26 protein-coding genes and 1 pseudogene are annotated in these 25,742 nt (G+C 68.9%); 18 read left to right on the top strand and 9 right to left on the bottom strand.

What is annotated here, in order from left to right; translation table 11 throughout:
• Positions 1 to 21 precede the first annotated feature (21 nt).
• Together IE277_RS50195 and IE277_RS41215 are read right to left on the bottom strand one after the other, a co-directional pair.
• On the bottom strand, positions 22 to 210 hold the full coding sequence (locus IE277_RS50195; RefSeq protein WP_444544857.1) for a hypothetical protein: 189 nt from the start codon (positions 208 to 210) through the stop codon (positions 22 to 24).
• A gap of 241 nt (positions 211 to 451) precedes the next feature.
• Positions 452 to 1,498, bottom strand: coding sequence for a LacI family DNA-binding transcriptional regulator (locus tag IE277_RS41215; protein WP_229882382.1), 1,047 nt, complete (start codon positions 1,496 to 1,498; stop codon positions 452 to 454).
• A gap of 197 nt (positions 1,499 to 1,695) precedes the next feature.
• On the opposite strand from IE277_RS41215, the gene IE277_RS41210 reads away from it, so the two are divergent.
• The 8 genes from IE277_RS41210 (at position 1,696) to IE277_RS41175 (ending at position 10,512) form a co-directional block, all read left to right on the top strand.
• Positions 1,696 to 3,015, top strand: coding sequence for an ABC transporter substrate-binding protein (locus tag IE277_RS41210; RefSeq protein WP_189958851.1), 1,320 nt, complete (start codon positions 1,696 to 1,698; stop codon positions 3,013 to 3,015).
• A 9-nt stretch (positions 3,016 to 3,024) separates the two neighbouring features.
• Complete coding sequence (locus IE277_RS41205; RefSeq protein WP_189958850.1) at positions 3,025 to 3,957, top strand: carbohydrate ABC transporter permease; 933 nt, start codon at positions 3,025 to 3,027, stop codon at positions 3,955 to 3,957.
• Complete coding sequence (locus IE277_RS41200) at positions 3,957 to 4,775, top strand: carbohydrate ABC transporter permease (RefSeq protein ID WP_189958849.1); 819 nt, start codon at positions 3,957 to 3,959, stop codon at positions 4,773 to 4,775. The genes IE277_RS41205 and IE277_RS41200 overlap by 1 nt, the downstream gene beginning before the upstream one ends.
• Positions 4,776 to 4,783: 8 nt before the next feature.
• A complete protein-coding gene (locus tag IE277_RS41195) occupies positions 4,784 to 7,144 on the top strand; it encodes a beta-xylosidase/alpha-l-arabinosidase (RefSeq protein WP_189958856.1) in 2,361 nt (786 codons plus the stop codon).
• A gap of 477 nt (positions 7,145 to 7,621) precedes the next feature.
• Positions 7,622 to 9,157 carry a glycoside hydrolase family 43 protein gene (locus tag IE277_RS41190; RefSeq protein ID WP_189958848.1) on the top strand — a complete coding sequence of 512 codons (1,536 nt, stop codon included), beginning with the start codon at positions 7,622 to 7,624 and terminating at the stop codon, positions 9,155 to 9,157.
• Between the two features lie 204 nt (positions 9,158 to 9,361).
• Positions 9,362 to 9,682 carry a hypothetical protein gene (locus tag IE277_RS41185; RefSeq protein ID WP_189958847.1) on the top strand — a complete coding sequence of 107 codons (321 nt, stop codon included), beginning with the start codon at positions 9,362 to 9,364 and terminating at the stop codon, positions 9,680 to 9,682.
• 103 nt (positions 9,683 to 9,785) lie between these two features.
• Positions 9,786 to 9,992 carry a DUF8825 domain-containing protein gene (locus IE277_RS41180; protein WP_189958846.1) on the top strand — a complete coding sequence of 69 codons (207 nt, stop codon included), beginning with the start codon at positions 9,786 to 9,788 and terminating at the stop codon, positions 9,990 to 9,992.
• Entirely contained in the window at positions 9,973 to 10,512 is a 540-nt protein-coding gene (locus IE277_RS41175) for a DUF6233 domain-containing protein (RefSeq protein ID WP_189958845.1), read from the top strand. Before IE277_RS41180 ends, IE277_RS41175 begins: the two co-directional genes overlap by 20 nt.
• A gap of 69 nt (positions 10,513 to 10,581) precedes the next feature.
• Here the strand turns inward: IE277_RS41175 and IE277_RS41170 are convergent, their stop codons facing one another.
• Positions 10,582 to 11,145 carry a DinB family protein gene (locus IE277_RS41170; protein ID WP_189958844.1) on the bottom strand — a complete coding sequence of 188 codons (564 nt, stop codon included), beginning with the start codon at positions 11,143 to 11,145 and terminating at the stop codon, positions 10,582 to 10,584.
• Between the two features lie 694 nt (positions 11,146 to 11,839).
• Here IE277_RS41170 and IE277_RS41165 point away from each other — a divergent pair.
• Positions 11,840 to 12,070, top strand: a complete 231-nt coding sequence (locus IE277_RS41165; RefSeq protein WP_189958843.1) for a hypothetical protein — start codon at positions 11,840 to 11,842, stop codon at positions 12,068 to 12,070.
• Between the two features lies 1 nt (position 12,071).
• Here IE277_RS41165 and IE277_RS41160 read toward each other — a convergent pair whose 3' ends face one another.
• The 6 genes from IE277_RS41160 to IE277_RS49050 form a co-directional block, all read right to left on the bottom strand.
• Complete coding sequence (locus tag IE277_RS41160; protein WP_189958842.1) at positions 12,072 to 12,554, bottom strand: hypothetical protein; 483 nt, start codon at positions 12,552 to 12,554, stop codon at positions 12,072 to 12,074.
• A 645-nt stretch (positions 12,555 to 13,199) separates the two neighbouring features.
• Positions 13,200 to 13,796, bottom strand: coding sequence for a hypothetical protein (locus tag IE277_RS41155; protein WP_189958841.1), 597 nt, complete (start codon positions 13,794 to 13,796; stop codon positions 13,200 to 13,202).
• Between the two features lie 295 nt (positions 13,797 to 14,091).
• Positions 14,092 to 14,754: a response regulator transcription factor gene (locus tag IE277_RS41150; RefSeq protein WP_189958840.1), complete on the bottom strand. Its 663-nt coding sequence runs from the start codon at positions 14,752 to 14,754 to the stop codon at positions 14,092 to 14,094.
• Positions 14,751 to 15,068 (bottom strand): ATP-binding protein, encoded by a 318-nt coding sequence (locus tag IE277_RS48240; protein WP_229882381.1) that lies wholly within the window; start codon positions 15,066 to 15,068, stop codon positions 14,751 to 14,753. The genes IE277_RS41150 and IE277_RS48240 overlap by 4 nt, the downstream gene beginning before the upstream one ends.
• Positions 15,017 to 15,802: a histidine kinase gene (locus tag IE277_RS41145; RefSeq protein WP_229882380.1), complete on the bottom strand. Its 786-nt coding sequence runs from the start codon at positions 15,800 to 15,802 to the stop codon at positions 15,017 to 15,019. Before IE277_RS41145 ends, IE277_RS48240 begins: the two co-directional genes overlap by 52 nt.
• Positions 15,799 to 15,924: a hypothetical protein gene (locus IE277_RS49050; protein WP_268252720.1), complete on the bottom strand. Its 126-nt coding sequence runs from the start codon at positions 15,922 to 15,924 to the stop codon at positions 15,799 to 15,801. The genes IE277_RS41145 and IE277_RS49050 overlap by 4 nt, the downstream gene beginning before the upstream one ends.
• A gap of 271 nt (positions 15,925 to 16,195) precedes the next feature.
• Between IE277_RS49050 and IE277_RS41140 the strand changes: the two are divergent.
• The 9 genes and pseudogenes from IE277_RS41140 to IE277_RS41100 all read left to right on the top strand — a co-directional run.
• Positions 16,196 to 16,948: pseudogene (locus IE277_RS41140) on the top strand (IS5 family transposase); the annotation flags it as partial.
• Between the two features lie 250 nt (positions 16,949 to 17,198).
• Entirely contained in the window at positions 17,199 to 17,744 is a 546-nt protein-coding gene (locus IE277_RS41135) for an alpha/beta hydrolase (protein WP_229882379.1), read from the top strand.
• Positions 17,745 to 17,807: 63 nt separating this feature from the next.
• On the top strand, positions 17,808 to 19,637 hold the full coding sequence (locus IE277_RS41130; protein WP_189958838.1) for an RICIN domain-containing protein: 1,830 nt from the start codon (positions 17,808 to 17,810) through the stop codon (positions 19,635 to 19,637).
• Between the two features lie 98 nt (positions 19,638 to 19,735).
• Complete coding sequence (locus IE277_RS41125) at positions 19,736 to 20,635, top strand: SCO3242 family prenyltransferase (protein ID WP_189958837.1); 900 nt, start codon at positions 19,736 to 19,738, stop codon at positions 20,633 to 20,635.
• On the top strand, positions 20,632 to 21,492 hold the full coding sequence (locus IE277_RS41120) for a sugar phosphate isomerase/epimerase family protein (RefSeq protein WP_189958836.1): 861 nt from the start codon (positions 20,632 to 20,634) through the stop codon (positions 21,490 to 21,492). The genes IE277_RS41125 and IE277_RS41120 overlap by 4 nt, the downstream gene beginning before the upstream one ends.
• A gap of 83 nt (positions 21,493 to 21,575) precedes the next feature.
• Positions 21,576 to 22,307: an EboA domain-containing protein gene (locus IE277_RS41115; protein ID WP_189958835.1), complete on the top strand. Its 732-nt coding sequence runs from the start codon at positions 21,576 to 21,578 to the stop codon at positions 22,305 to 22,307.
• Positions 22,307 to 23,161 carry a TatD family hydrolase gene (locus IE277_RS41110; protein WP_189958855.1) on the top strand — a complete coding sequence of 285 codons (855 nt, stop codon included), beginning with the start codon at positions 22,307 to 22,309 and terminating at the stop codon, positions 23,159 to 23,161. The genes IE277_RS41115 and IE277_RS41110 overlap by 1 nt, the downstream gene beginning before the upstream one ends.
• Positions 23,162 to 23,168: 7 nt before the next feature.
• Positions 23,169 to 24,365, top strand: coding sequence for a metabolite traffic protein EboE (eboE, locus tag IE277_RS41105; protein ID WP_189958834.1), 1,197 nt, complete (start codon positions 23,169 to 23,171; stop codon positions 24,363 to 24,365).
• Positions 24,362 to 25,738, top strand: a complete 1,377-nt coding sequence (locus IE277_RS41100) for an alkaline phosphatase family protein (protein WP_189958833.1) — start codon at positions 24,362 to 24,364, stop codon at positions 25,736 to 25,738. The genes eboE and IE277_RS41100 overlap by 4 nt, the downstream gene beginning before the upstream one ends.
• The last annotated feature ends 4 nt before the right edge of the window (positions 25,739 to 25,742 follow it).

Genomic DNA, 25,742 nt, shown 5'->3' with positions numbered 1-25,742 from the left:
GTCCCCCACCCCGGCGCGCGTTCACGGCTGCCCGCCCAGACCCAGGTCACAGGGCCGGTGATCCAGTACGCCCTGCCGGATCGCCTGCTGCTCGACCGTATCGGGAACCTGGTGTTCGCCGACCCGCCGCCCACGCGGCTGGGCCACGAGCGCCTCACGTCCGCCGGCCGGCCACTTCATCCACCAGTTGCCGAGCGAGACCTGGAACACCGCCGCGACATCCTCGCGACTCCGGCCGCCACCAACGCCCCCACCGCCAGCAGCCGAAGGGCCTCCTGCGCCGACGGCGACAACTGCCGTGCATCCCCCACCAGTTCGCTCACATAGGGATAAACGAGCCAGAACACCGACCGTTTCGGATCAATAGAGCTCCTCGTCGTGTTCAGGACACACTCCGTCACAGAGTCGCTCAATGACCCCGGGGCTCGCGGTACACGACCGGAGCGATGCGTCACGTGCTTTCGAAATTTCGAAGGTGCCGGCGCTCAGTGGTGGCCGGGGGCCGGGCTGTGCTGCTGCGCTCGACCAGGCTGGTGGCCAGGTCCACACGCAGCGCGGACGGTGGGTTGCCGCGGGCGAGGTCGATCACCATGCGCGCGGCGACTTCGGCCATCTCGGTCAGCGGCTGGCGGACGGTGGTCAGGGGTGGGCCGACCCAGCGGGCGATGGGCAGGTCATCGAAGCCGACGACGCTGAGATCCTCCGGGATGCGTAGGCCCAGCTCCCGCGCGGCCTCGTAGAGGCCGAGCGCCTGCAGGTCGTTGCCGGTGAAGATCGCTGTGGGCCGGTCCTTGCGGCGCAGCAGCTCCAGGCCCTCCCGGTAGCCGGTTTCGTGGTGGAAGTCGCCCTCGCGGATCAGTGCGGGATCGAAGGCGACGCCGGTCGTCTCCAGCGCGGCCCGATAGCCGTCGATCCGTGCGCGGCTGCACATCATCCGCCGTGGTCCGGCGACCATGCCGATGCGCCGGTGGCCCAGGTCGAGCAGGTGGCGGGTGGCGACGAGGCCGCCGTTCCAGTTGGTCGTCCCGACCGCCGGCGTGTCCTGACCAGGGTCCCCTGCCGGGTCCATGACCACGAACGGGATGTCACGACTGGTCAGTTGCGCTTGCTGGGCCTTGTCGAGCCCGGACAGCACCAGGAGCACGCCCGTGGGGCGGCGGGCGAGCACCCCGTCCACCCAGGACTGCCCAAGGCTGAGCTGGCCCGAGGACTCTGACAGGACGACACTCATTCCCTCCTCGCGGACGACGTTCTCGACCCCGCGGATGACCTCCATCGCCCAGGCGCTCTCCAGCTCGTGGAACACCAGCTCCAGCAATGGGCTGGACGGGGCGCTGTTGCTGCGTCGCCGCTGGTAACCGTACTGGTGCAGCAGCTCCTCCACCCGCTCCCGGGTGGAGGAGGCGACGTCCGCGCGGCCGTTGAGGACTTTCGAAACAGTCGGTGTGGACACACCCGCCTCGCGCGCGATTTCGGCGAGTGTCGCCGCTCTGGTCACGATCCCTCCTGTGCTGCCCTTGGTGTGCGACGTACGAAGTCATTGCGACTGTACGGGACGGATGCTAGCTGGTCAGGGCTTCGCCGCTACGCCCGTATCGAGATGGGCCTTCCAAATCCTTGACGGCGGTCGATGTGACGCCTAGGTTTCCCGCATCATTCGGAACTTGCTTCGAAACTTTCGACGGATGGCAAGCCATGGGTTCTCTTCGCGTGACCGTTCACAACAGTGCAACCCGGAACAGATTCGCCGCAGTAGCGGCAACGACCGCGCTGTTGCTCGGTCTGACCGCCGCGTGCGGGTCCAGCGGCGGCTCCAACTCCGGGACGATCCACGTCCTCGTCTACGGGGACGCCGCGAACAAGGTCGAGAAGCAGATCGTCGACACGTTCAACAAGACCTCGAAGGTCAAGGCGGTGCTGGACACCATCCCGGGCGCCGACTACCAGCAGAAGCTCAACACGATCATCAACACCCCGCAGGCCCCGGACATCTTCTTCAACTGGGGCGGCGGCAGCATCGCGCCCTTCGCCAAGAAGAACCTCCTGCTCCCCCTGGACGACATGATCGCCAAGGACCCGGGGCTCAAGTCCAACTTCCTCCCCTCGGTATTCAACACCGCGGTGGTCGACGGCAAGTCCTACGGTGTCCCGATGCGCGGAACGCAGCCCGTGCTGCTCTTCAACAACAAGAAGGTCCTGGCGAGCACCGGCCTGAACATCCCGCGGACCTGGGACGACCTGATCAACGACGTCAAGGCACTCAAGGCCAAGGGCCTGACACCGATCGCGCTCGGCGGCGGCGACCAGTGGCCCAGCCTCATGTGGTTCGAGTACGTCTTCGACCGGGTCGCCGGACCGGACCTGTTCCAGAAGGCGCTCGCAGGTGACAAGAGCGCGTGGGCCAGCCCGGACAGCCAGAAGGCTCTGGGCATGCTGAAGCAGCTGATCGACGCCGGCGCATTCGGCAGCCACTTCGACTCGGTGAAGTTCACCGACGGCGGGTCCCCGGCGCTGCTGGCCAAGGGCAAGGCCGCCTTCGAGCTGATGGGCTCCTGGGAGTACTCCACCCAGCAGTCCAACAACCCCGACTTCGCCAAGAACGACCTCGGCTACAGCGCCTTCCCGACCGTCAGCGGCGGCAAGGGCGACCCGAAGGACGTCGTCGGCAACACCAACAACTTCTACTCCGTCGTGAAGAAGACCCGGCACCCCGACGCCGTGGCGGCCTTCCTCAGGCTCATGTACTCCGACGAGTTCGTGAAGGCACAGCTCGGCATAGGCAACCTGCCGACCACCACCAACACGGCCAACTTCCTGTCCACCTCGGCCAGCCCGGACTACTCGCGATTCCAGTTCGACCTGGTCAAGGCGGCGCCGTCGTTCCAGTTGTCTTGGGACCAGGCCTACCCGCCGGCGGCGGCCACGCCACTCCACACGGCCGTTCAGAAGTTCTTCGACGGCAAGAGCGACGCCAACGGCTTCATCCAGGCGATGCAGTCGCTGTCCAATTCCTGAGTAGGACCGATGAGTTCACTTTCTCTCGCAGCCGTGTCCGGCCGCCGTCCCAAGGAGCGCCGGGCCGGCATCGGGGTGACCCGCCCGGGCTTCGCCTGGGCGATACCCGCGACCCTCTTTTTCCTGCTGTTCGCGATCCTCCCGCTGGTGCTGGTCGCGGTGCTGTCCTTCACCAACTGGGACGGCGTCACCGCGCCGCACTTCAACGGCCTGGCGAACTGGACCAAGCTGATCCACGACCCGGTGATGACCCAGAGCATCTGGCTCACCCTCGTGCTCACCGTGCTCGGGATCGTGACGCAGACGCCCGTCAGCATCCTGCTGGGCGTCTGGGCGGCCGGACCCCAGCGCAACCGGGCCGTGCTGTCCGCGATCTTCTTCGTCCCCCTGCTGCTCTCGGCGACCGCGGTCTCGGTGCTGTGGCGCGCCCTGCTCGACCCCAACTTCGGCATCCCGGGCCAGCTTCCCTCGCTGTTCGGCAACGGCAACCTGCTCGGCAGCCAAGCCGGTTCGATCGCGGTGCTGACCTTCGTCGGAATGTGGCAGTTCACCCCCCTGCACGCACTGCTCTACCAGGGCGGCGCCCGCGCGGTTCCGCAGGTGCTCTACCAGGCCGCGGCGATCGACGGGGCCGGAACCGTGCGGCAGTTCTTCCACATCACCCTGCCGCAACTGCGCAACACCATGATCACCTCGATGATCCTCATGGTCGTCGGCGGGCTCACCACCTTCGACACGGTGCTGATCCTCACTCAAGGCGGCCCCGGCACGGACACCACCGTCAGCGCCTACTACATGTACGAACAGGGCTTCAAGGAATTCGACTTCGGCGCCGGCTCGGCCATCGCGCTGCTCCTGGTCGTGGTCGCCACCCTCATCTCCCTGGCCGTGGTCCGGCTCTCCGGCTACGACAAGATGCGCAGCACGGCGGAGGGGATCTGATGCGACAGCGCCCCAACTACCTTGCCGGGCTGGGCTCCCTGATATGGCTCGCTCTGGTCGGTCTGCCGCTCTACGTGCTGCTGATCGCGACCCTGCGCACCACCTCCAACTACTCCAGCCAGGGCCCGCTGAGCTTTCCGTCGCAGCTGACCCTGAGCAACTACTTCGACGCGTTCTCCAACGGCTTCGGCCAGGACTTCCTCAACACCCTGATCGTCACCGTCAGCGTCGTCGGCATCGTGCTGGTGGTGGTGCCGCCGCTCGCCTACGCCATCGTGCGCGCCCAGGGCCGGACCATCACCGTCGTCTTCCGGTTTTTCCTGCTGGGACTCGCGATCCCCGCGCAGGCGGTGATCGTTCCGATGTTCTACGTGATCAGCCAGGCCGGGCTCTATGACCACCTGATCGGCGTCATCCTGCCCACCGCCGCGTTCTCGCTGCCGGTGTGCACCCTGGTGCTGACCGGGGCGATGCGCGACATCACCCCCGACCTGTACGAAGCCATGGCGATGGACGGAGCCTCCCCGCGGCGGGTCTTCAGGCAACTGGTCCTGCCGCTGTCGAAAGGCGGGCTCTCCTCCATCGTCGTCTTCTCGGCCCTGCAGGCCTGGAACGGCTTCCTCTTCCCACTGATCCTCACCCAGTCGGACTCGACCAAGGTGATCACCCTCGGTCTGTACAACTTCCAGACCGAACACGGCGTCGACGTCCCCGGACTGCTCAGCGCCGTGGTGCTGTCCATGCTGCCCATCTTCGTCGTCTACCTGTTCGCCCGCCGCGCCCTGGTCCAGGGGCTCATGGGGGTCGGAGGAAAGTGACCGGCAACATGAACCCCGCCGTCGAACCCAGCACCCCTGTGTGGCAGGACGTCTCGCTCGACCCCGCGATCAGGGCCAACGCCCTGATCGCGGCGATGACACTGCGGGAGAAGACAGCACAGCTGGTCGGCGTCTGGGTGGGCGCCTCCGACGAGGGCGGCGAGGTCGCCCCGCACCAACACGAGATGGAGGAGCCGCCGGACCTGGACGAGCTGCTGCCGCACGGTCTGGGACAGCTGACCCGGCCGTTCGGCACCGTTCCCGTGGACGCCGCCGTCGGTGCGCTCTCGCTCGCCCGCTCCCAACAGCGCATCGCCGCCGCCAACCGCTTGGGCATACCGGCGATCGCCCACGAGGAATGCCTGGCCGGGTTCGCGGCCTGGGGGGCGACCGCCTACCCGGTCCCACTGTCCTGGGGAGCGACCTTCAACCCCGAGCTGGTGCGCACCATGGCCACCGCCATCGGGACCGACATGCGCGCCGTCGGCGTCCACCAGGGCCTCGCCCCCGTACTCGACGTGGTGCGCGACGCCCGCTGGGGCCGCGTCGAGGAGACCATCGGCGAGGACCCGTACCTGGTCGGCACCATCGCCACCGCCTATGTGCAGGGCCTGGAGTCCGCCGGGATCGTCGCCACGCTCAAGCACTTCGCCGGCTACTCCGCCTCGCGGGCCGGCCGCAACCTCGCGCCGGTCACCATGGGCACCCGCGAGCGCGCCGACGTCATCCTTCCCCCGTTCGAGATGGCGCTACGCGAGGGCCGACCACGCTCGGTCATGCACGCTTACACCGACACCGACGGCATCCCCTCAGCCGCCGACCAGGAACTGCTCACCGGTCTGCTCCGGGACACCTGGGGCTTCGACGGGACTGTGGTGGCGGACTACTTCGGCATCGCCTTCCTCAAGCTCCTGCACAACGTCGCCGGAAGCTGGGACGAGGCGGCCGGACTCGCCCTCGCCAGCGGCGTCGACGTCGAGCTGCCGACCATCAAGACATTCGGACAGCCGCTGCTCGACGCGGTCGAGGCTGGCACTGTCCCTGAGGAACTGATCGATCGCGCCCTGCGCCGGGTCCTCATCCAGAAGGCACAGCTCGGCCTGCTCGACCCTGACTGGAACCCGCTTCCGCAGGCGATCTCCGGAGCGAATCTCACCGATCCCGAGGCGCTGCGCGGCAGCGTCGACCTCGACTCCCCGGCCAACCGGCGGCTGGCGCGCGAGCTGGCAGAGCAGGCCGTCGTGCTGCTGCGCAACGACGGCCTGCTGCCGCTCGGCCGCCCCCGCCGGATAGCGCTGATCGGCCCCAACGCCGACACCCCGACGGCCGTGCTGGGCTGCTACTCCTTCCCCGTGCATGTCGGCTCACAACACCCCGAGGTTCCGACCGGCATCGCGCTGCCCACGCTGCACGAGACCTTGGCGGCCGAGTTCCCCGACGCCGAGATCTTCTCCGCGCCCGGTGCGGCAGTCGACGGCGACAGCACGGCCGGCTTCGCCGAGGCGGTCACGGCGGCCCGTGTCGCCGACGTCGTGGTGCTCGCCCTCGGGGACCGCTCCGGCCTGTTCGGCCGCGGGACCAGCGGCGAGGGATGTGATGTCGAGTCGATGCAACTGCCCGGCGTGCAGGAGCAACTGCTCGACGCCCTGCTGGATGCCGGCACGCCTGTGGTGCTCGTCATGCTGGCGGGCCGCCCTTACACACTGGGGCGCGCCGAGACGGGGGCGGCGGCGATCCTGCAGTCCTTCTTCCCTGGGGAGGCGGGCACCGAGGCGATCGCCGGCGTGCTCAGCGGGCGGGTGAACCCCTCCGGACGGTTGCCCGTGAGTGTGCCGCGGCACAAGGGTGTCCAGCCCTCCACCTACCTGGCCGCCAGGCTGGCCCAGGACAGCGACGTGTCCAGCACCAGTACCAGCGCGGCCTACGGGTTCGGCCACGGGCTCGGCTACACGGAATTCGAGTGGTCCGCGCTCGACGTCGGCGTCTCAGAGACCGGCACCGACGGCAGCTTCCGCATCGCCTTCGAGGTCCGCAACACCGGCGAACGCTCGGGCTGCGAGGTGGTGCAGTTCTACCTGCACGACCCTGTGGCCTCCGTGGTCCAGCCGGTGCAGCGCCTCGTCGGCTACCGGCGCTTCCCGCTCGAAACCGGGGAGGTCTGCCGGGTCCTCCTGGAACTGCCCGCGGACCTGGCCTCCTTCACCGGCCGCGGAGGCCGTCGCATCGTCGAACCAGGCGAGCTGGAGCTGCGGATCTCCGCCAGCAGCACCGACCACCGCATCACGGTCCCGCTGCACCTGACCGGCCCGGTCCGGGAGGTCGACCACACCCGCATGCTGCACCCCGTGGTCACGGTCGAGTGCCGCTGACGCAACGAGAGGCCGCACGCGTACACCGACCTGCCCGAGGCCCTGCTGCGGCGCTGCCACAGCAGCCAGACCGAACCGGACGTACGGCGGCGAGGTCCGGCCGGCACCGGTCAGCACCGGACTGAGCACCGTGGACACCTTCGACGTCACTTCCCTGGCGGCGGGGAGCCGGTGAAGGCGTGGCTGCGCCTGCCGGGGACGGCGACCGAACCGCTTCCGGCCGTCGTGCAGTACGTCGGTTGTGGCGAGGGACGGGGACATGTGCCGGAGAACCTGCTCGGGGGCCGCCGAGTACGCCCACCTCCAGATGGACACGCGCGGGCAGGGCTATGAGGTGGAGGGGTCCGCCCCCCTCCAGCCGCAGCGCTGATCAGCTTTCCGAACTGACGCGGACTCAACCCGAAACCTGCGACCAGCAGCCACAGCACCTCCTGGACTCGCTCCACGACGCCAGGCGGCCCGAAAGGAACACATTCTGTGCCTACGTACGACAACCCTGTGATCAGCGGGTTCCACCCCGATCCGAGCGTGTGCCGGGTCGGTGACGACTACTACCTGGTGTGCTCCAGCTTCGAGTACTTCCCCGGGCTGCCGCTCTTCCACAGCAAGGACCTCGTGCACTGGGAGTGCATCGGCAACGTGCTCGACCGGCCCGAGCAACTGCCGCTGCCTCTCCCTGGGGCGAAGGCGTCCGGCGGCCTCTACGCCCCCACGATCCGCTACCACGACGGCCGTTACTGGGTCATCAACACCAATATCGACGGCGGCGGCAACTTCGTCGTCTCGGCCGAGCGGCCCGAGGGGCCGTGGAGCGACCCGGTGTGGATCGACCTGACCGGGATCGACCCCGATCTGGCCTGGGAGGAGGACGGCACCTGCTGGTGCGCCTTCTCCGGGCCCGAAGGCGGCATCAACATGGCCAGGATCGACCCGGTCAAAGGGGAGGTGCTGGAGGGGCCCTTTGCCACGTGGTCGGGCAGCGGCCTCAAGTACCCCGAGGCTCCGCACCTCTACCGCATCGGCGACTGGTGGTACCTGCTGATCGCAGAAGGCGGCACCGAACGCGGCCACAGCGTGTCCATCGCCCGCGGCCGCTCGCCGCGCGGCCCCTGGGAAGGCGCACCCGCCAACCCTCTGCTGTCCCACAGCGGTACCGGCCGCTCCATCCAGAACACCGGCCACGCCGACCTGGTGGAGGCTACCGACGGCAGTTGGTGGATGGTGCTGCTCGGCGTCCGGCCCCGCGGCTTCACACCCGACGTGCACGTGCTCGGTCGCGAGACGTTCCTGACCCCCGTGGAGTGGGACGAGGACGGCTGGCCTGTCGTCGCGCCCGTTCCCGAGAGTCACGCGGCCCCGGGCGGGGTCTGGCACCCCGTTCCGCCCCTACCCGCCCGCGACGACTTCGACGAGTCCGCTCTCGCGCCCCACTGGGTCTCACCATTCACCCGCCCAGAGGGCTCCTGGTCGCTCACCGAGCGCCCTGGCTGGCTGGCCCTCAGAGCCACCGGCGTCACCCTCGACCGCCCCGGGTACACCTTCGTCGGCCGCCGCCAGCAACACCACGACTGCCGCGTCACCGCTGCGATCGACCCGGGTACGGGACGCGGCGGTCTCAGCGTGCACCTGGACGAAGCCCACCACTACGAACTGGAGGTCGGGAACGGACAGGCCGGCGTCGTCGCCCGGATCGGTCCGCTGCGCCAGACCGTGGCCAGCCGCCCGGTCCCGTCCGGACCGCTGACCCTCACCGTCGCCATCCGCACGTCCGACCTTGTGCCCGCGTCGCCCGAACTCACCGATGGCGGGACCACCGGCCCTGACACCGTCGCCTTCTGGCTCGGCGATCCCGACGCCCCGGACGCCCAGCCACTCGTCGAACTGGACGGGCGCTACCTGTCCACCGAGGTCGCCTGCGGCTTCACCGGCCGTGTTATCGGTATGTACGCCATCGAGGGCGCGGTCGCCTTCGACTGGTTCGAGTACACCCCGGCATCGGCGCCCTCCATTTGACGCTCGGCCTTCGGCCGCGTGCGACACCTGCGTCCGTGCGGCTCACCAGCGGGCTGCTGCGCCGGGGCGGCCTGATCCGCACCCTAGGGGTCCCGCTGGCCGTGACCGGGCTGGCTCGGCCACCACGGACGCGCCGTTGGCGAACGCCGGATCATCGACCCCACGTTCGCGGAAGGCCACGGCGCCACCGGCCACCGGCGGCTGGTGTCGCTGCTCGCGGCACCCGGCTGGGGCCTGCCCCTCACTGCCTTGGACGACCACTGCAACTGCCATCTGCCGCCCGGTTACAGCGAGCAGCGCACCACCATCACCGCCAACTTGTGCGAGTGGCCTGGAGTGCTGGAGGTGCGCGCCATCCATCGCCGCGGCGACCGTCTGAAGTGGATCCCGGAGCAAAGCCCATCGCTCTACGCGGCCCGGCAGCAGCTTGCCCTCTCCGTACCTGCCTGGGTCGATCGCTGGCTCGAACGCGGCGGATCTTCTGCTCCGGGCGTACCGATCGGGGCCGTCAGCAGCCTTCGCTGAGAATCGCTCCTCTTCCCTGCGACGCATCTTCTCGAGCGACCGGCTTCGCATGGCTTGCACGACGACTAGCGAGACTAATCGCACAAGTGCTCGAATTCGGCTCATGCGACAGATCCCCGATGACCTGGCCCAGGCGCAGAAGGACTGGCACGCCACCTACCGGCAACTTGCCGTATGTCCGCGAACCGCGCTCCGGCGGCGCCTGATCTGCCTGTCGTCTCAAGTGCTGTTTCACCCGTGCTGGCAGGGGCGGCGGTCGGCCGGCTGGGCGGCGCTGCACGGTGCACGCCATGTCCGAACCGCCGCTTGACCCGCCGCTGCCGCGTGATTCCCGCCGACTCCGGGCGATCCTCGCGCACCTCGACAAGCAGCTCGCCGACAATGCTGCCGTCGCCGTGCACCTGGACGAGCAGCTCGCCGATATCAGGACCGTCGGCACGTATCTGCGGCTCCAACGGGATGCCGTGCAGGCTGCACTGGGCCAAGCTGAGGCGCCTCCGGGCCCCCTGATACGCCCAAGCCGGCCAGTCAAAGGAGCCAAAGGGCTCCCCGCCCTGGCCCAAGCGCAGGTCCCAGTCGGGTTCGTCGTCCAGCAGAAGCCCACCCCGATGGGCCCGGAGCCCACACTGATCCACATGGCCGACTGCACCATGATCGAGGGCACGCCGCATCGGATCAGACCTGACGAGGCGCGGGCCGACCTCACAGACCCAACCATCACGGCTTGCAACTTCTGCCGGCCGGATACCGAGTGTCGACGTCGCGTGAGGCAACGCTACCCTCGTTCGACCTGCCCGGACGAGGACCCGGACGTACCTTCGGATGCATGAAGCTCGCAGCCATGGAGCGTCACGGAGTCCACGTAGGTTTCCGAAGCTCGATCGCCGGTTACCGGAAAGTCATATTCGGCCCGGTACGGCTCCGTCCTGCCAGCGGTAGAGGTCGCGCAGCAGGGAAATCTCGGCGCCGTGATGGATCAGCTCCTTGTTGACGTGCAGGACGATGCCCTCCATGGGAAACCGCTCGGGACCCACCGTGGGCGGATTCTCCAGGTCGGCGTCCGAGAGTTCGCGGACCCCCGCGTTCCATCTCCCGTACATCTCATCGAGCTGTTTCAGTGCCTCGTCAGCGGTCCCCGCGTAGGCGAATGTCTGGGAGTCGACGTCCTGGCCGCCGAAGTGCCATCCGACCCGATAGCCCAGGCAGGAGACGATGATGTGCGCCAGCCGCCAGGCAATCGTGGTCACCGGCGCCGGCACCGGGTCAGGGGACGCGGAGTCCATCGTCCATTCCCCCGAACCTTTCGACATCGGTGCGGCCGACGTGCCACGTGGGCGGATGCTCCAGCAGCCGCGCACCGGCTCCCAGAAGTACTCCTCATCGGCAAGACCGTGCAGCCGCGGACGCAGGTTCTTCTGCCAGTGCCGATCCAGCTGGTCCGCGAGTCGCTCGCTTCTTGTCATTTCCGCACACTACATACAACGGAGACCTGGCTGCGGCCCTCGCGGACGCCGTCGCAGGCGGTGGGCCGCGAGAGCGTACCGCACCGGGAGATGACGCTGGGGGCTGATGTGCCCTTCGGGCCGCGCCGCCGCGAGTGGCTGTTTGACATTAACAACCCGGCTGGCTGGGTTGGGTTCAATGACCCAAATGTGACAGCCTCGACTGATGACATGACGGATAATCAAGACCGCAGACTCCCGCCCGAGATCAGCATGAGTATCCCGATCGAGCGCCATGCCAGAGCCTCCGACCTGCATGTTCGAAGATGGCGAAGACTCCATGAACGAGATGCCGCAGCGCATCGGCCCCTCAAGACACCAAGCCGCCGCCGTACCACCACTGCTCCGCTATTTCCCCATCGTGTGCTCTCCCTGCCGGCAGGGGCTCATCCGCCACTACGGACCCAAGGCGCAGGCTGACCCTTCTCCGCCGCTTGCCAAGCAGCCGATGCCATGACCGACAGCGACCCCACGGGTTGATCAATTGCCACCCGCGACCGAAACCGCGCCTTCGCCGCACGCCGCCGCCGGCTTCGGAGCGATCGCCGAAACTCCGCTTGAACGGCCCCGGTCATGGGTTGTCCACAGAGCTGCGCGCGCTGCGACGCCTGGGCATACCGTGCTGCCCCAGCTGATCACCATCACGGGGAGCACGATGACGTACAGCGTGGACCTGGCGATCCGAGCGGAAGACGCCCTCGCCCAGCTACCGGACGACGGCCGCAGCGATGTGATGGAGACGATCGCCGCTGCGCTGGTCCGGCGGGAGACGTGGCCGGCGCCTGGGGGCTGGGACGGAGCCGCGCACTTCGGGCGGCGCTCATGGATCGCCTTCACCGCGCACGCGGTCGGCATCGAGGTGTACGACGTGTGGTGGGTTGGATGAGTCACGTTACGGAGCGCATCAGCTCCAGCCACTGCAACTCAGCAGGTGAGGCTGAAGATGGATCGCACAGGGCACACGGCTCTGCTTGACCCGCGTTTCCCTGGCACGGCCGATGACGCCGGGCTGCCGCGTCCCAAGCCCGCTCCGTACTGTTCGCTGTCCGATCCCACGCCTGGATCTCATACGTGAAATGAGCCAACCCGGCCAGGGAGGTGATGAGGGTGTCCGTGAACTCCCGCAACGACTCCACGCTGTGCGTATCGAAGTAGTCGGCCTCCGTGTCGTCGTCATCCGCGAACCGAACGAAGGGGCGACCTGGATCACCGTTGGGCAGCGAGTACGCATAGAGGCTCATATCGAACCCGACGTGGCGTGCCATCAGGCCGTGGTGGGGTAGGGTGGGGCCCGCTGTAGGCCCCATGTGCAGCACCCGAGTTACATCACCGCCGTCAGCGCCGACGTGGTCCTCGGGGGTCTTGCTCATGCTGCACCAGTGTGGACAGGTGAACTCAAGGCAATGATCGCTCGTCACCTTCCAGATATCGGTGCCCGAGTCGTCGGCCTGAAACGGTCGGCAGCATCCTCCACCACCATGGCGAGGAAGCCGAAACGAATGGGTTCGCCCGTAAACGGCTTGATTTGTAGGGCCCACGGTCCCGTGAGCACTGGGTCCTGCGGGAATGTCGGAATCCGCGCTCGCCATGACCGGTCCGGCGGCCTGCCGCACGGCGGTGATGATGCGCTGGTAGTCCCACGGGAGCGAGTTCTCCTCCATATCCGGTTCGCGGTGCGGGATCAGCATCACCGCCCGGCCGGCCACCTGCCCCGGGCACTGGTCCGGTGGAGGCGCGTTCCTCGGCGAGCTGCCCGGTCATCCGTTCAAGGACACGCTCGGCGACGGCGAGTTCGTCCCGCTCAGCCCGCACTTCCGCCAGCTGTTTGGCCAGCTGTTCTTCGAGTTCCTCCAGCTCCGCGCGCCGCGCGGTGATCCGTTCCAGCAACTCGGCATCCAGCATGCACCGGATCGCAGAAGACCACCCGCCCACGGGGAGCGAGAACCGGCAACCCAACCGCTGACGGATGGCTCGTAGGCGAGATGCGGTTCTGACTCAAGTCGCGGCGCGCGGGCTCACTCAGTCAGGTTGGAGCCGGGGCTCGGGAATGACAAGGCCCGCACGTGGTCGGGTGAGAGGTGCAACTCATATGGCAGGCAGCAGTCAGAGCAGAGGGTCGCGACCAGTGTCCCGCAGGCGCAGACCTGGTTCAGTCCCCCATCGGGAGTCGCCCCGCAGCATGCGGCGGAGGCGTGCCGCGTCGTCAACCCGCGGCAGTCATCCGGGTTCATGACGATATTGCCTCGTGGCCCCTGTGAGACCAGTGGCTGCCCGTCGAGGTTGTAGTGAGTTCCGTGCCGTGGCATCACCGGGCCGGGTGCCTCGGCAACGACGAGAGGCGGGCCGTACGGTTCCGTCTCGATCGCGTAGCAGCCGGACGGCACTGTGGCCGGCGATGGCCCCATTTCCTCCGCCTCCCACCAGGCGTAGTCGGGAGCCTCGGGCACCGCTGACAGACGCTTCAGCGGCCCCGTCAGCGCAGCGCCGCAGGCAGCGCACGCAAACACGGTCATCTCCGGCGCGGTCCACCCGACCATGGTGGCGTCAGGCACGGCGGCCTGCTCGCTGCCCAGCTGGACACTGGCCCCATCCTGATGACGCTGATCTTCCATGGAGGAACCGTACTGAAACGCGCTGACTGCCCCGCAGCCGCCTCCGCCGAAACCAGACGGACGATCTACCGCGCGGACTCACGCCTGCGACCAGCACGAGCACTCCGAGAACCGATCACACCAGCCCTTTGACCTGCGACTTCAAGTTGGCGGAGGCTCACTGAGCCAGCCCGGGACCGGTCAGTCCTGTGTACTGCCGCAGTGGAATGGCGTGGTATCGGTCCTTCGGCGGCTCGTACACGAGACGTGAGCGACGGGGGTACTTCCGGCTTCACCATGGGGGCCGGGGACGCCATCAGCGAGGCAGGGTGACGAGCCCCGTCTCATAGGCGGTGATGACGAGCTGGACCCGGTCCCGGGCGCCCAGTTTGGTGAGCAGCCGTGAAACGTGTGACTTGGCAGTGGCCACCGTGATGAAGAGGTCCTCGGTGATCTCGGTGTTCGACCTGCCGCGTCCGACCAGGGTCAGTACTTCCCGTTCCCGCTCGGTGATGCCCTCGACCGGCCCTGGGGAGCGCTCCGGGACAGCTGCGGGCCGCCCGATGAAGTCCGCGATCAGACGGCGCGTCACACCCGGCGCGATCAGCGCGTCACCAGAGGCGACCACGCGGATCGCCGCGAGGATGTCGTCCAGCGCCATGTCTTTTACCACGAAGCCGCTCGCGCCGGCCCGGAGCGCGCCGTAGACATGGTCGTCCTCGTCGAAGGTGGTCAGGACGAGGACGCGTGTGGTTGCCGGACCGGCGGTGATCAGGCGGGTGGCCTCGATCCCATCCATGCCGGGCATCCGGATGTCCATGACCGCGACGTCGGGGCTGGCATCCCTGACCAGTTGGACGGCCTCAGCGCCAGTGGCGGCTTCACCGACGACCTCCAGATCGGGGTAGTCGGCCATGATCACGCGTAGACCGGACCGAACCAACGGCTGGTCGTCGGCGAGCACCACACGGACGGTCATCGGGCCTCCACCGGAACTTCGACGGACGCGGGCAGCGGCAGCCGGGCCGCCACCCGGAAGCCGCCCTCAGGGCGCGGCCCGGCGTTGAGGTGACCGTCCAGCAGACCGACTCGTTCCCGCATCCCGATGAGGCCGAAGCCGTGGGCCGAGCCCTCCTCGGTGGCGCCGCGCCCGTTGTCGACGACCTCCACGGACAGCTCCTCGTCTCTGTAGTCGATGGTCACCCGGCAACGCTCGATGCCCGCGTGTCGGACCACGTTGGTCAGCGCCTCCTGCACGATGCGGTAGGCGGACAGGTCGATGTCGGCCGGCACGGGACGCTGCTCCCCGGTGCAGCGCACGTCGACGCGTACCCCTGCGCCCGCGGTCGCTGCCGCCAACCGTTCGATATCCGCCAGCCCCGGCGTGGGTGCGAGCGGTGACTGCTCCGAGGCGGTCGCGCCTCGGTCGGCCTGACGGAGTGACACCAGCGTGCGGCGAAGCCCGACAGGGTCTCTCTGCTGGTGGCCTCGATGGCGCGCAGGGCATCGCGCGCCTCGGCCGGCTGGGTCTGGATGACCCGGCTGCCCACCCCGGCCTGGATCGCGATGATGCCGATGCTGTGCGCGACCATGTCGTGCAACTCCCGTGCGATCAGCAGCCGTTCGGTGGTCACTGCCTCGGCCACCTCCTGTGCCCGCAGCGCCACCGCGTGCTCTCGACGCTCGCGGCTCAGCAGACCGGCCATGCAGGATGCGGCCAACGCCGGAAGGGCGATAACCCCGTTGACGGCCAGACTGTCTCCGTGCGCGAGGACGCCGATCACCAGGAGTTGCACCGTGAAAGACACGGCCACAGCAACAGTCGAAGCGCGCCGTGCGCAAGTGGCGACGATGAAGCCCAAAACGAGGTCCACCGCCAGATACGACAGGAACTGGCCCTGATATGACGCCGCCCGGCTCTCATGGGCGGAACTCGGAGGGCCCACCACCACAGCAGTGGATCCGAAGAGTGCCATGACCAGAGCCAGCAGCGGCATCCGTCGCACCACACCGACGAGCAGGCTCACAGCCAGCAGCGCCCCGACACCGTGGACCGTGCCGATGCCCGCGGTGCGGCCCCCACCAGCAGACCCATCACGAGGAGGTAGGAGGCACCCCCCGCCCAGGCCACGGCCTTGGTTCTCGTCATCGGTGGTGTCCCCTCCCTGGAACAAAGCCGAGGTGCGCGACGCGCGCAGGCAACGGAATGGTTGTCATGGGGTTCACTCCGTGAGACTAGCCGGACCACCAACAGCGCGGCATCAGCCCGGGGACGTACGCCCACGGTTCAATCCGGCCGCATGATTGCCGCCCACGGCCCCATGCCCGGACGGGGTTCCTCTCGGCAGTGTGGGTGCCGTGATCGAAGTCAGCGAACTCACCAAGCGCTACGGCCGCAGGACGGCCGTCGACCATCTGTCCGGGTCCGCACCGGCATCCCGTGGCGGGACCTCCCCGCCGAGTACGGGCCGTGGGGCCGGGCGTACGACCTGTTCCGCCGCTGGCAGCGGGACGGCACCTGGCATCGGATCTTCACCGAGCTCCAATCCCAGGCTGACTCGAAAGAGCTGATCACCTGGGACATCAACGTCGACTCCACGGTGTGCCGGGCCCACCAGCACGCCGCCGGGGCCCGCAAAAGGGGGAGCTGCAGAAGGAGCCGCCCGGCGGCGTCACCGTCGAGCCGGACGACCATGGACTCGGGCGCTCGCGCGGCGGCCTGACCACCAAGCTGCACCTGGCCGTCGAACAGGGCCAGAAGCCCATGTCCATCGTGATCACGGCCGGACAGCGGGGCGATTCCCCGCAGTTCGAGCCCGTCCTGAACAAGGTCCGTGTCCCGCGTCTTGGGACGGGCAGGCCGCGCACCCGGCCCGATCGTGTGCGCGCCGACAGGGCGTACGCCTCCCGGAAGAACCGCGCTTACCTGAGGCGACGCGGGATCCGCTGCACCATCCCCGACAAGGCCGACCAGGCCCGCAACCGCAAGAAGCGCGGCGCGCGCGGCGGACGGCCGCCGAAGTTCGACCCGCAGGACTACAAGGCTCGGCACGCGGTCGAGTGCGGCATCAACCGCCTCAAACGGCACCGGGCCGTGGCCACCGCGGTACGACAGGCTCGCCGTCCGCTACGAGGCCACCGTCCTCGTCGCCGCCATCAACGAATGGTTGTAAACGGCCGTGTCGTGGCGGCGCGTGAGCTTCTTCAAAGCCAACGTTCTGCTGTCAGCCAAGACAGTCGCGGCTCCGATGGCAGGGGCGACAGGATCGTCACATGCAGCCGATCTTCGTTCTCGTGCACAGCCCGTCCGTGGGCCCCTCGACCTGGCACCCTGTGGCCGAACACCTGACGGCGGCGGGATACCAGGTACGGGTACCGTCTCTGCTGAACGTAGGCGCCGGTGCTCCGCCCTTCTGGCCCCGCATGGTCAACGCCGTCCGCGACGACCTCCGACAGGTCCCGGCCGGCAGCCCCCTCGCGTTGGTGGCACACAGCAACGCTGGCCTGTTTCTCCCGGCGATTCGCTCGGGCCTCGACCATCCGGTGACCAGCTCCATCTTCGTCGATGCCGCGCTACCGGCCCGAACCGGGCCCACCCCTGTCGCCTCACCCGAGTTGATGGAGTTCCTCCGCCCGATGGCCGTGAACGGCAGGCTGCCGCGCTGGACCGACTGGTGGGACGAGGCAGACGTCGCACCCATGTTCTCCGATCCGATGATGCGGCAGACAGTCATTGAGGAGCAGCCGACCCTGCCGCTGTCCTACTACGAGCAGCACATCCCGGTCCCCGACGGCTGGGACGATCATCCCTGCTCCTACTTGCTGTTCGGTCCTCCGTATGACGACCTTGCCGACGAGGCGCGCGAACGCGGCTGGCGTGTGGCACACCTGCCCGGCGCACACCTCCATCAGATCATCGATCCTGCTGGCACAGCCCGGCACCTCGTCGAACTGGCCACTACGACCTGATCCACTTCCGATACACGCCCTAGGACGAGGGCGGGCGCCGGGCCCTCTCTGGAAGGAGAGGACATGCGCGGAAGAAGACTCGGCAAGACCCTGGGGTGTCTCATCGCGGCGTCCGCGATCGTGGCGGTGCCCATGGCCGGCGCGCGGGCGTACAACCCGACGGGCGGGATCCTTTACCAGCTCGGGAACGAACCCTGCCTGAAGGGACGCGGCAACTGCGCGATCTACCCGAAGTCGGCGCAGCTGCCGAGCGGGCGCCTGGTCGCCGCGTTCGAGAAGGCCACCGTCGTACCGCAGACGGATGGCGCCGACGGAGAGACCCTCCCCGTCTACAAGAGCGACGACCACGGCACGACATGGCAGCCGCTCTCAGAGGTCGAACCACCGGCCTACCTCTCCAAGGACCCCCGGTACGCGAAGTACACCAGCAACTGGACGAACCCCTACCTCTACGTGCTCCCGCAGAACGTCGGCAGGCTGAAGGCGGGCACGCTGCTCCTGGCGAGCGTCGTCTCCGGCGACGATCACTTCTACCGCGAGCACAAAGCAGCCGACCCCAACTGGACACCGTCCGACGACGGAGACCGCAGCGACCTCGCGATCGCCCTCTACCCCAGCTCCGACCAGGGCCTGACCTGGAACGTCATCGAGGTCATCGCTGCAGGCGGGTGGCAGGGAGGCAGCGCGGGCGCGATCGGCCGGAACGTTGCGCAGGCCAACACGCACCAGCAGGTGGACCCCCTGTGGGAGCCGTACCTGATGGTCTACCAGGGCATGCTCGTCTGCTACTACTCCGACGAGAACGACTACACGGGCTTCGACCCTGTCACTGGCGTGCCCACCGTGGACCCCGCCAACGACACCGCGCCGGATTCCCACGGCCAGGTCCTCGTCCACCGGACCTGGAACGGGCGCACTGCTCAGTGGAGCGAACCCGTCGTTGACGTCGCGGGCCTGACCCAGGACAGGGGAGGCGGCAAGACGGAGATCGGTGGCGGACGGCCGGGTATGGCGGACGTCGTCCCGACAACCGACGGCAAGTGGCTGCTCACCTTCGAGTACTGGGGTGGCGGGACCAACACCAGGTACATACTCGCCGACGACCCGCTCCGCTTCCGACGCGGCTCCGCAACGGGCGAGCCCGTCACCTCGCTACCGGTCGCCGCCGGTTCCCGGCCTCTCGCGACGGGCGGCAGCCCCGTGGTCGTGCGGCTTCCCGACGGTCCTCTCGTGTACAACGCCGCAGGCAGCGGCGACGTATGGGTCAACGAAAGCGGACGCGGCGACGGCGTGTGGAAGGAGTACCAGACCACCTCGCCCGCCGCCTACAGCCGAAACCTGCAGTACGTCCAGGGAACCGGCCGCATCGCCGTCCTCAACAACCAGGACACCTCCACGATTCGCTATGCCGAGATCGACCTCGGCCACTCGGCCGGCGCTTACTACCAGCTGGTGAACCGTGCGACCGGCCAGGTGATCGGCACGGGAAACCACACCAACGACGCGAACATCGGCAACGGGGACGCACCCGACGTACTCCTCGAAGATGCGGGCGCAGCGGCGAACAAGGACACCCAGTACTGGCACGTGACCACCGAGCCCAACGGGGGCGTCACCCTGCTCAACGAGTCGGGCGGCCGTGCGGCAGCCATCTGGACGGGAAACGCCACGGTCGGCCAGAAGATCGGTCAGTGGGTCGACAACAGTTCCACCGGCACGTGGAACCTCATCAGGGCCGGCGGCGGCTACTACAGGTTCCAGGCTGTCAGGAGCACCGACCTGTACCTGACCGGCGCCTCCCGCGGCGCGGCACTGACCCTGCAGAAGGCGGCCGAAGACGGCTCGCAGGAGTGGCGGTTCGTCCGGCGGCATGGAGGAGGCGGCATGCATTGACGGCGGCGGGATCGACGGCATTCCTGTGCACAGTTTCTTCACAGGAGTGACAACCGGAAGATATGTGAAGTCTCAATTATTTACCGTAGGGTCAGTTCATGCTCGGCCCGAACGGCTCTCCTCGATCCCTCCGCCTCGCCGATCTGGCGGACCTCATTCGTATGCCCGCAGCGCTCAGCGTGCCCGGTGACGTTCTCGCCGGCGCCGTCGCGGGCGGCGGGACCCCCCGCCTGCGCATCGTCGCCACCATGGCGTCGTCCGTCGCCCTGTACTGGGCGGGGATGGCGCTCAACGACTTCGCGGACGCGGCCGTCGACGCGGTCGAGCGTCCCGAACGCCCCATACCTTCAGGCCGTGTTCCACGGCGCACGGCACTGACCGCCGCGTGCGGGCTCACCGCAGCGGGCCTCGGCCTCGCAGCCCTGGCCGGCGGTCGGCGGGCGCTCGGTGCGGCCCTCCCGCTGACCGGGCTGGTGTGGGCGTACGACCTGCGTCTGAAGTCCACTTTGGCCGGCCCCGCCGCGATGGCCGGCGCGCGGGCGCTGAACGTACTGGCCGGAGCGCCGCCCGGCGGTACGGTGCCGGCCCTCCCGGCCGCGCTGCTGGTCGGCGCGCACACCTACACCGTCACGGCCCTGAGCCGTCACGAGGTGTCGGGAGCGCCGCGCGCGGTGCCCGCCGCCACGCTGGGCTCCAGTGCCGCTGCCGGCCTGGCTACGGCAGCACTTCCGTGGACACGGGGGCGTGGCCGCACCGCGCGGATCGGCGCGGCTGCCGGCGCGCTCGGCTATCTGACCTCGTACGGCACGGCCCAGGCGCGTGCGGCACAGGATCCCTCCGCGGCGAACGTCCGGAGTGCCGTCGGCACCGGGATCCTGTCGTTGATGCCCCTTCAGGCGGCGCTCACCGCGGGCGGTGGAGCCGTGCGCGCGGCCGGTGTCCTGGCCGTGGCACACCCGTTGGCGCGCCGACTCGCGCGGAAGGTGTCGCCCACATGACCCCGGTACCAGTGTCCGCGGGACGGCTCCGGTTCGGCTTCGGGACCAACGGTTTCACCTGTCATCGGCTCGACGACGCACTGACCGTGCTCGCCGACCTCGGCTACGACTCGGTCGGGCTCACCCTCGACCACGGACATCTCGACCCGTTCGCCTCGGACCTGCCCCGCCAGGTCGACCGCCTCGCACGACGGCTGGACCACCTCGGTCTGGCAGCGATGGTGGAGACCGGGGCGCCGTACCTGCTGGACCCCTGGCACAAGCACGTGCCCACCCTGATGTCCGCCTCGGGTTCGGAGCTGCGGGTCGACCTGCTGGCGCGCGCGGTGCGCATCGCTGCCGACCTGGGTGCCCCCGCCGTCCATCTGTGCAGCGGACCGGCACCGCAGGACATGTCCGAGGAAGAGGCGTGGAAGCGACTGACCGAGGGCTGTGCAGAGGTCCTGGACATCGCCCGCGAGCACGACGTGGCCCTGGCGTTCGAACCCGAGCCGTACATGTTCGTCGACACCGTGCAACGCGTGCTGGAACTGCGGCACCGGCTCGGCGGCCCCGGGCTGTTCGGCGTCACGCTCGACATCGGCCATGCCCACTGCGTGGAGGACCTGCCCCTGCTCGACTGTGTGGAAAAGGCGGCTCCGTACCTGGTCAACGTGCAGATCGAGGACATGCGCCGCGGCGTGCACGAGCACCTCGAACTCGGCACGGGGGAGATCGACTTCCCGCCCGTCCTGGCCGCCCTGAAGGCCACCGGCTACCAGGGGCCGGTCTCGGTGGAGATCCAAGGAGCGTCCTTGAACGCTCCCGAAGTCGCCCGCCGCTCCCTGGAGTTCCTCAAGGCCGCCGAGCACTTCTGACGCCAGGGCCTGCCGTCACATCGTTCACCCCCCACTTCGGTACGGCCCCTTGCCGTACGCACCCCGAGAAGGAGGTACTGGCCGTGGATCCACACATTCCCGCCGACCTCGACCGACATCTCACCGCTGACGCGCGGCGCTGGCTGGCCGACGCCGTCACCCGGATCGGCCAGGACCCGACGGCCGTACGCGCCGTGTTTCCGGCCGCCGGCCGCCACTGCGGGCGCGGCAAGCTCATCGACGGCTGGACGGTGGCGGACGCCGCCCGTGCCCGGCTGCTGACCGCGCTACCGCTGCGTGGGGCGGCGCTCGCCGCGGAGATCATCGCTCTGTACCGCCACGGGGACGCCGCCGAACAGCGGGCAGTGCTGCTGTCGCTGGCCCTGCTGGAGGACACGGACCCCGCTTTCGCCCATCTCGGGCTGCCCCTGGTGCACGAGGCGCTGCGGGCCAACGACACACATCTGATCGCGGCGGCCGCCGGTCCGTACGCCGCCCGTCATCTGGACCACGACGGTTACCGGCAGGCCGTCCTGAAGTGTGTCTTCTGCGACATTCCCCTCAACCGGATCGCGGGCCTGGCCGAGCGTGCCGACCGCGAACTCGCCCGCATGCTGGCCGGCTTCGCCCACGAGCGGGTCGTCGCCGGCCGTGACGTACCCGAGGACATCTGGCCCGTCGTACGCGCCCACCCCGGCCTGCTGGAGGCCACCGGCCTGCCCGCCGAAACCCAGTCACCCGTCCCCGAGCGCCGCGCCGCGGCCGCACGGGCCCTCGCCGCCTACTCCCTTGCCGCGTCCGCAGGAGCCGCATGATGCGCATCTTCGACCCGCACATCCACATGACCTCCCGCACCACCGACGACTACGAGGCGATGTACGCCGCCGGCGTCCGCGCCGTCGTGGAGCCCTCCTTCTGGCTCGGCCAGCCGCGCACATCCGTCGAGAGCTTCACCGACTACTTCGACGCGCTGCTCGGCTGGGAGCCGTACCGCGCGCAGCAGTTCGGCATTCGCCACCACTGCACCATCGCCTTGAACCCGAAAGAGGCCAACGACCCGCGCTGCGCCGGCGTGCTGGACGTGCTGCCCCGCTACCTGGCCAAGAACCGGGTGGTGGCCGTCGGGGAGATCGGCTACGACTCCATGACCCCCGAGGAGGACGAGGCACTGGCCCGCCAGCTCGAACTCGCCATCCAGCACGAACTGCCCGTGCTGGTCCACACTCCGCATCGTGACAAAGCCGTCGGCACCCGGCGCACCCTCGACGTGGTCCGGGAATCGGGGATACCGCCCGAGCGTGTCCTCGTCGACCACCTCAACGAGCTCACCGTCACCATGGTCGCCGACAGCGGCTGCTGGATGGGCTTCTCCATCTACCCGCACACAAAGATGAGCGAGGACCGCATGGTGCGGATCCTGAAGGAGCACGGCACCGAGCGCATGCTCGTCAACTCCGCCGCCGACTGGGGGCGCAGCGATCCCCTCAAGACCCGGAAGACCGCCGACACGATGCTCGCGGCCGGCTTCGACGACGACACCGTCGACCAGGTCATGTGGCGCAATCCGGTGGACTTCTACGGACAGAGCGGCCGACTGGACGTAGAGGACGTCGAGCCGGACGACACGGCCCTGTTCGAGGGCAACTCGATCAAGCGCGGCGGAGAGTGACCACGCCGTGCGCTTCCGGCACACCGACGGCACGACCGTCCACCTCGCCTACTGCAGCAACGTCCACCAGGCCGAGGACCTCCAGGGAGTCATCGACCAACTCGCCACCTACGCCGAGCCCGTCCGGGAAGCCCTGGGCACCGACCTGCTCGGCATCGGTCTGTGGCTGGCCCGCGACGTGGTCACCGAACTGTCCGCCCGGCCCGACGCCGTACACCGCCTGCGCACCGAACTGACCGCGCGCGGCCTGGAGACCGTCACCCTCAACGCCTTTCCCTACGAGGGATTCCACCGGGAAGTGGTCAAGAAGGACGTCTACCTGCCCGACTGGACCGATCCCGCCCGACTGCGCTACACCGTCGACTGTGCCCGTGTGCTGGCGGGGCTACTGCCCGACGACGCCCGCCGTGGCAGCGTGTCGACACTGCCCCTCGCCTGGCGCACCCCTTGGCCGGTGACGGCACGCGATCACGCCCGCCGGGCACTGGACCTGCTCGCCGCCGAACTGGCCGGCGTCGAGCGCGAGACGGGCCGTACGATCCGGGTCGGCTTCGAGCCCGAACCCGGCTGCGTGGTGGAGAACACCGTTCAGGCGGTCCGTGAACTCGAGGGAGTGGACCCCGAGCGACTCGGCATCTGCCTCGACACCTGCCACCTCGCCGTCCAGTTCGAGGAACCGGCCGAAGCACTGAACCGCCTCATCGATGCCGGTCTCCCGGTGGTCAAGGTGCAGGCGTCCAGCGCCCTGCAGGCCGACGACCCGGCCGACCCCGCGGCGCGCCGCGCCCTGGCCCGGTTCGCCGAACCCCGCTTCCTGCACCAGACCCGCACGGCACCGCAGGGCGCCGTCACAGGCGTCGACGACCTTCCGGACGCGCTGGCCGCAGAGCTCGACCCGGGCTCCGCCTGGCGGGTGCACTTCCACGCCCCCCTGCACGCCGAGCCGGAGCCGCCGCTACGTACGACCACAGCCGAACTGACCACCTGTCTACGCGAGTTGCTCGGCGGTCCGCAGACCGTCTGTGACCACGTCGAGGTCGAGACCTACACCTGGTCGGTCCTGCCGGAACACCTGCGACCGCACGACCGGGAGAGCCTCGTCGCCGGCATCGCAGCCGAACTCGCCTGGGCCCGTGACCGGTTCAGGAAGCTCGGCCTCGCCGAAGAACCCAGCGCACATACCCGGAAGGAGCCCTCCCCATGACGAGAGTCGTCGTCCTCGACATCGTCGGCCTCACCCCACGCCTGTTGCGCCACATGCCCGCGGTCTCGGCCGTCGCCGCACAGGGCTTCCAGGCCCGCCTCAACACCGTGCTGCCCGCCGTGACCTGCTCCGTGCAGTCCACCCTGCTGACCGGTACGACGCCGGCCGAGCACGGCGTCGTCGGCAACGGCTGGTACTTCCGCGACCTGGGCGAAGTCCTCCTCTGGCGCCAGCACAACGCCCTGGTCGGCGGCGAGAAACTGTGGCACACCGCACGCCGCGCCAGGCCCGGCTACAAGGTCGCCAACATCTGCTGGTGGTACGCCATGGGCGCCGACGTCGACCTCACCGTCACCCCGCGCCCCGTCTACTACTCCGACGGCCGCAAGGAACCCGACTGCTACACCTGGCCGCCTTCCCTGCACGGCGAACTCACCGACCGCCTGGGCCCCTTCCCGCTCTTCACCTACTGGGGACCCAACGCGGGCCTGCCCTCCAGCCAGTGGATCCTGGCCGCGGCCCGGCAGGTGTTCGACGAGCACCGGCCCGACCTGACGCTGGTCTACGTACCGCACCTGGACTACGAACCCCAGCGCTCCGGACCCGGCTCCCCCCGGTCCGCCCGCGAGGCACGACGCCTTGACGACGCGCTGCGCCCCCTGCTGGAACACTTCCGCCGCGAGGACGCCACGGTCGTGATCCTCAGCGAGTACGGCATCGCGCCCGCCTCCCGGCCCGTCGACATCAACCGCGCCCTGCGCCGGGCCGGGCTGCTCGAAGTCCACACCCAGGACGGCATGGAATACCTCGACCCATGGACCTCCCGCGCCTTCGCGGTCGCCGACCATCAGATCGCACACGTCTATGTCCGCGACCCCGCCGACACCGACGCGGTGGCGAAGGTCGTCGGTGAACTACCAGGCGTTGAACAGGTGTTGGATGCCGCAGGCAAGGAAGCCCACGGGCTCGCGCACGAACGCTCGGGAGAGCTGGTCGCCGTGGCGGAGCGGGACGCCTGGTTCACGTACTACTACTGGCTGGACGACGAGCGCGCCCCGGACTTCGCCCGCCAGGTCGAGATCCACCGCAAGCCCGGCTACGACCCCGCGGAACTCCTCTACGACCCCACCGTGCCCGGTGTGAAGGCCCGCGCCGCCGCGCAGGTCGCCCGCAAGAAGCTCGGCATGCGCTACCGCATCCGGACCGTCCCCCTGGACCCCTCCGGCGTCCGCGGCAGCCACGGCCGTCTGCCCGACGACCCGCAGGACAGCCCCGTCCTCATCTGCTCGCGGCCCGGACCCACACGCGACGAGATCGACGCGACCGAGGTAAAAGACCTCCTTCTGACGCTGGCCGGCGTCCCGTCGCCCTGAACAA

This window comes from Streptomyces alanosinicus, assembly GCF_014650595.1.
Lineage (GTDB): Bacteria > Actinomycetota > Actinomycetes > Streptomycetales > Streptomycetaceae > Streptomyces > Streptomyces alanosinicus.
Note: the sequence above shows the minus strand (reverse complement) of the source record. Positions and strands in the feature narration are given on the sequence as shown.

Bases quoted from the DNA above. Each gene is read 5' to 3' on its own strand.
- IE277_RS41195 (WP_189958856.1), top strand. From the start codon at position 4,784: ATGAACCCCGCCGTCGAACCCAGCACCCCTGTGTGGCAGGACGTCTCG.
- IE277_RS41125 (WP_189958837.1), top strand. From the start codon at position 19,736: ATGCTCGGCCCGAACGGCTCTCCTCGATCCCTCCGCCTCGCCGATCTG.
- IE277_RS41180 (WP_189958846.1), top strand. From the start codon at position 9,786: ATGCGACAGATCCCCGATGACCTGGCCCAGGCGCAGAAGGACTGGCAC.
- IE277_RS41175 (WP_189958845.1), top strand. From the start codon at position 9,973: ATGTCCGAACCGCCGCTTGACCCGCCGCTGCCGCGTGATTCCCGCCGA.
- IE277_RS41120 (WP_189958836.1), top strand. From the start codon at position 20,632: ATGACCCCGGTACCAGTGTCCGCGGGACGGCTCCGGTTCGGCTTCGGG.
- IE277_RS41100 (WP_189958833.1), top strand. From the start codon at position 24,362: ATGACGAGAGTCGTCGTCCTCGACATCGTCGGCCTCACCCCACGCCTG.
- IE277_RS41205 (WP_189958850.1), top strand. From the start codon at position 3,025: ATGAGTTCACTTTCTCTCGCAGCCGTGTCCGGCCGCCGTCCCAAGGAG.
- IE277_RS41150 (WP_189958840.1), bottom strand. From the start codon at position 14,754: ATGACCGTCCGTGTGGTGCTCGCCGACGACCAGCCGTTGGTTCGGTCC.
- IE277_RS41130 (WP_189958838.1), top strand. From the start codon at position 17,808: ATGCGCGGAAGAAGACTCGGCAAGACCCTGGGGTGTCTCATCGCGGCG.
- IE277_RS41165 (WP_189958843.1), top strand. From the start codon at position 11,840: ATGACGTACAGCGTGGACCTGGCGATCCGAGCGGAAGACGCCCTCGCC.
- IE277_RS41110 (WP_189958855.1), top strand. From the start codon at position 22,307: ATGCGCATCTTCGACCCGCACATCCACATGACCTCCCGCACCACCGAC.
- IE277_RS49050 (WP_268252720.1), bottom strand. From the start codon at position 15,924: ATGACGAGAACCAAGGCCGTGGCCTGGGCGGGGGGTGCCTCCTACCTC.
- IE277_RS41135 (WP_229882379.1), top strand. From the start codon at position 17,199: ATGGTCAACGCCGTCCGCGACGACCTCCGACAGGTCCCGGCCGGCAGC.
- IE277_RS41160 (WP_189958842.1), bottom strand. From the start codon at position 12,554: ATGAGCAAGACCCCCGAGGACCACGTCGGCGCTGACGGCGGTGATGTA.
- IE277_RS41155 (WP_189958841.1), bottom strand. From the start codon at position 13,796: ATGGAAGATCAGCGTCATCAGGATGGGGCCAGTGTCCAGCTGGGCAGC.
- IE277_RS41210 (WP_189958851.1), top strand. From the start codon at position 1,696: ATGGGTTCTCTTCGCGTGACCGTTCACAACAGTGCAACCCGGAACAGA.
- IE277_RS41200 (WP_189958849.1), top strand. From the start codon at position 3,957: ATGCGACAGCGCCCCAACTACCTTGCCGGGCTGGGCTCCCTGATATGG.
- IE277_RS41170 (WP_189958844.1), bottom strand. From the start codon at position 11,145: ATGACAAGAAGCGAGCGACTCGCGGACCAGCTGGATCGGCACTGGCAG.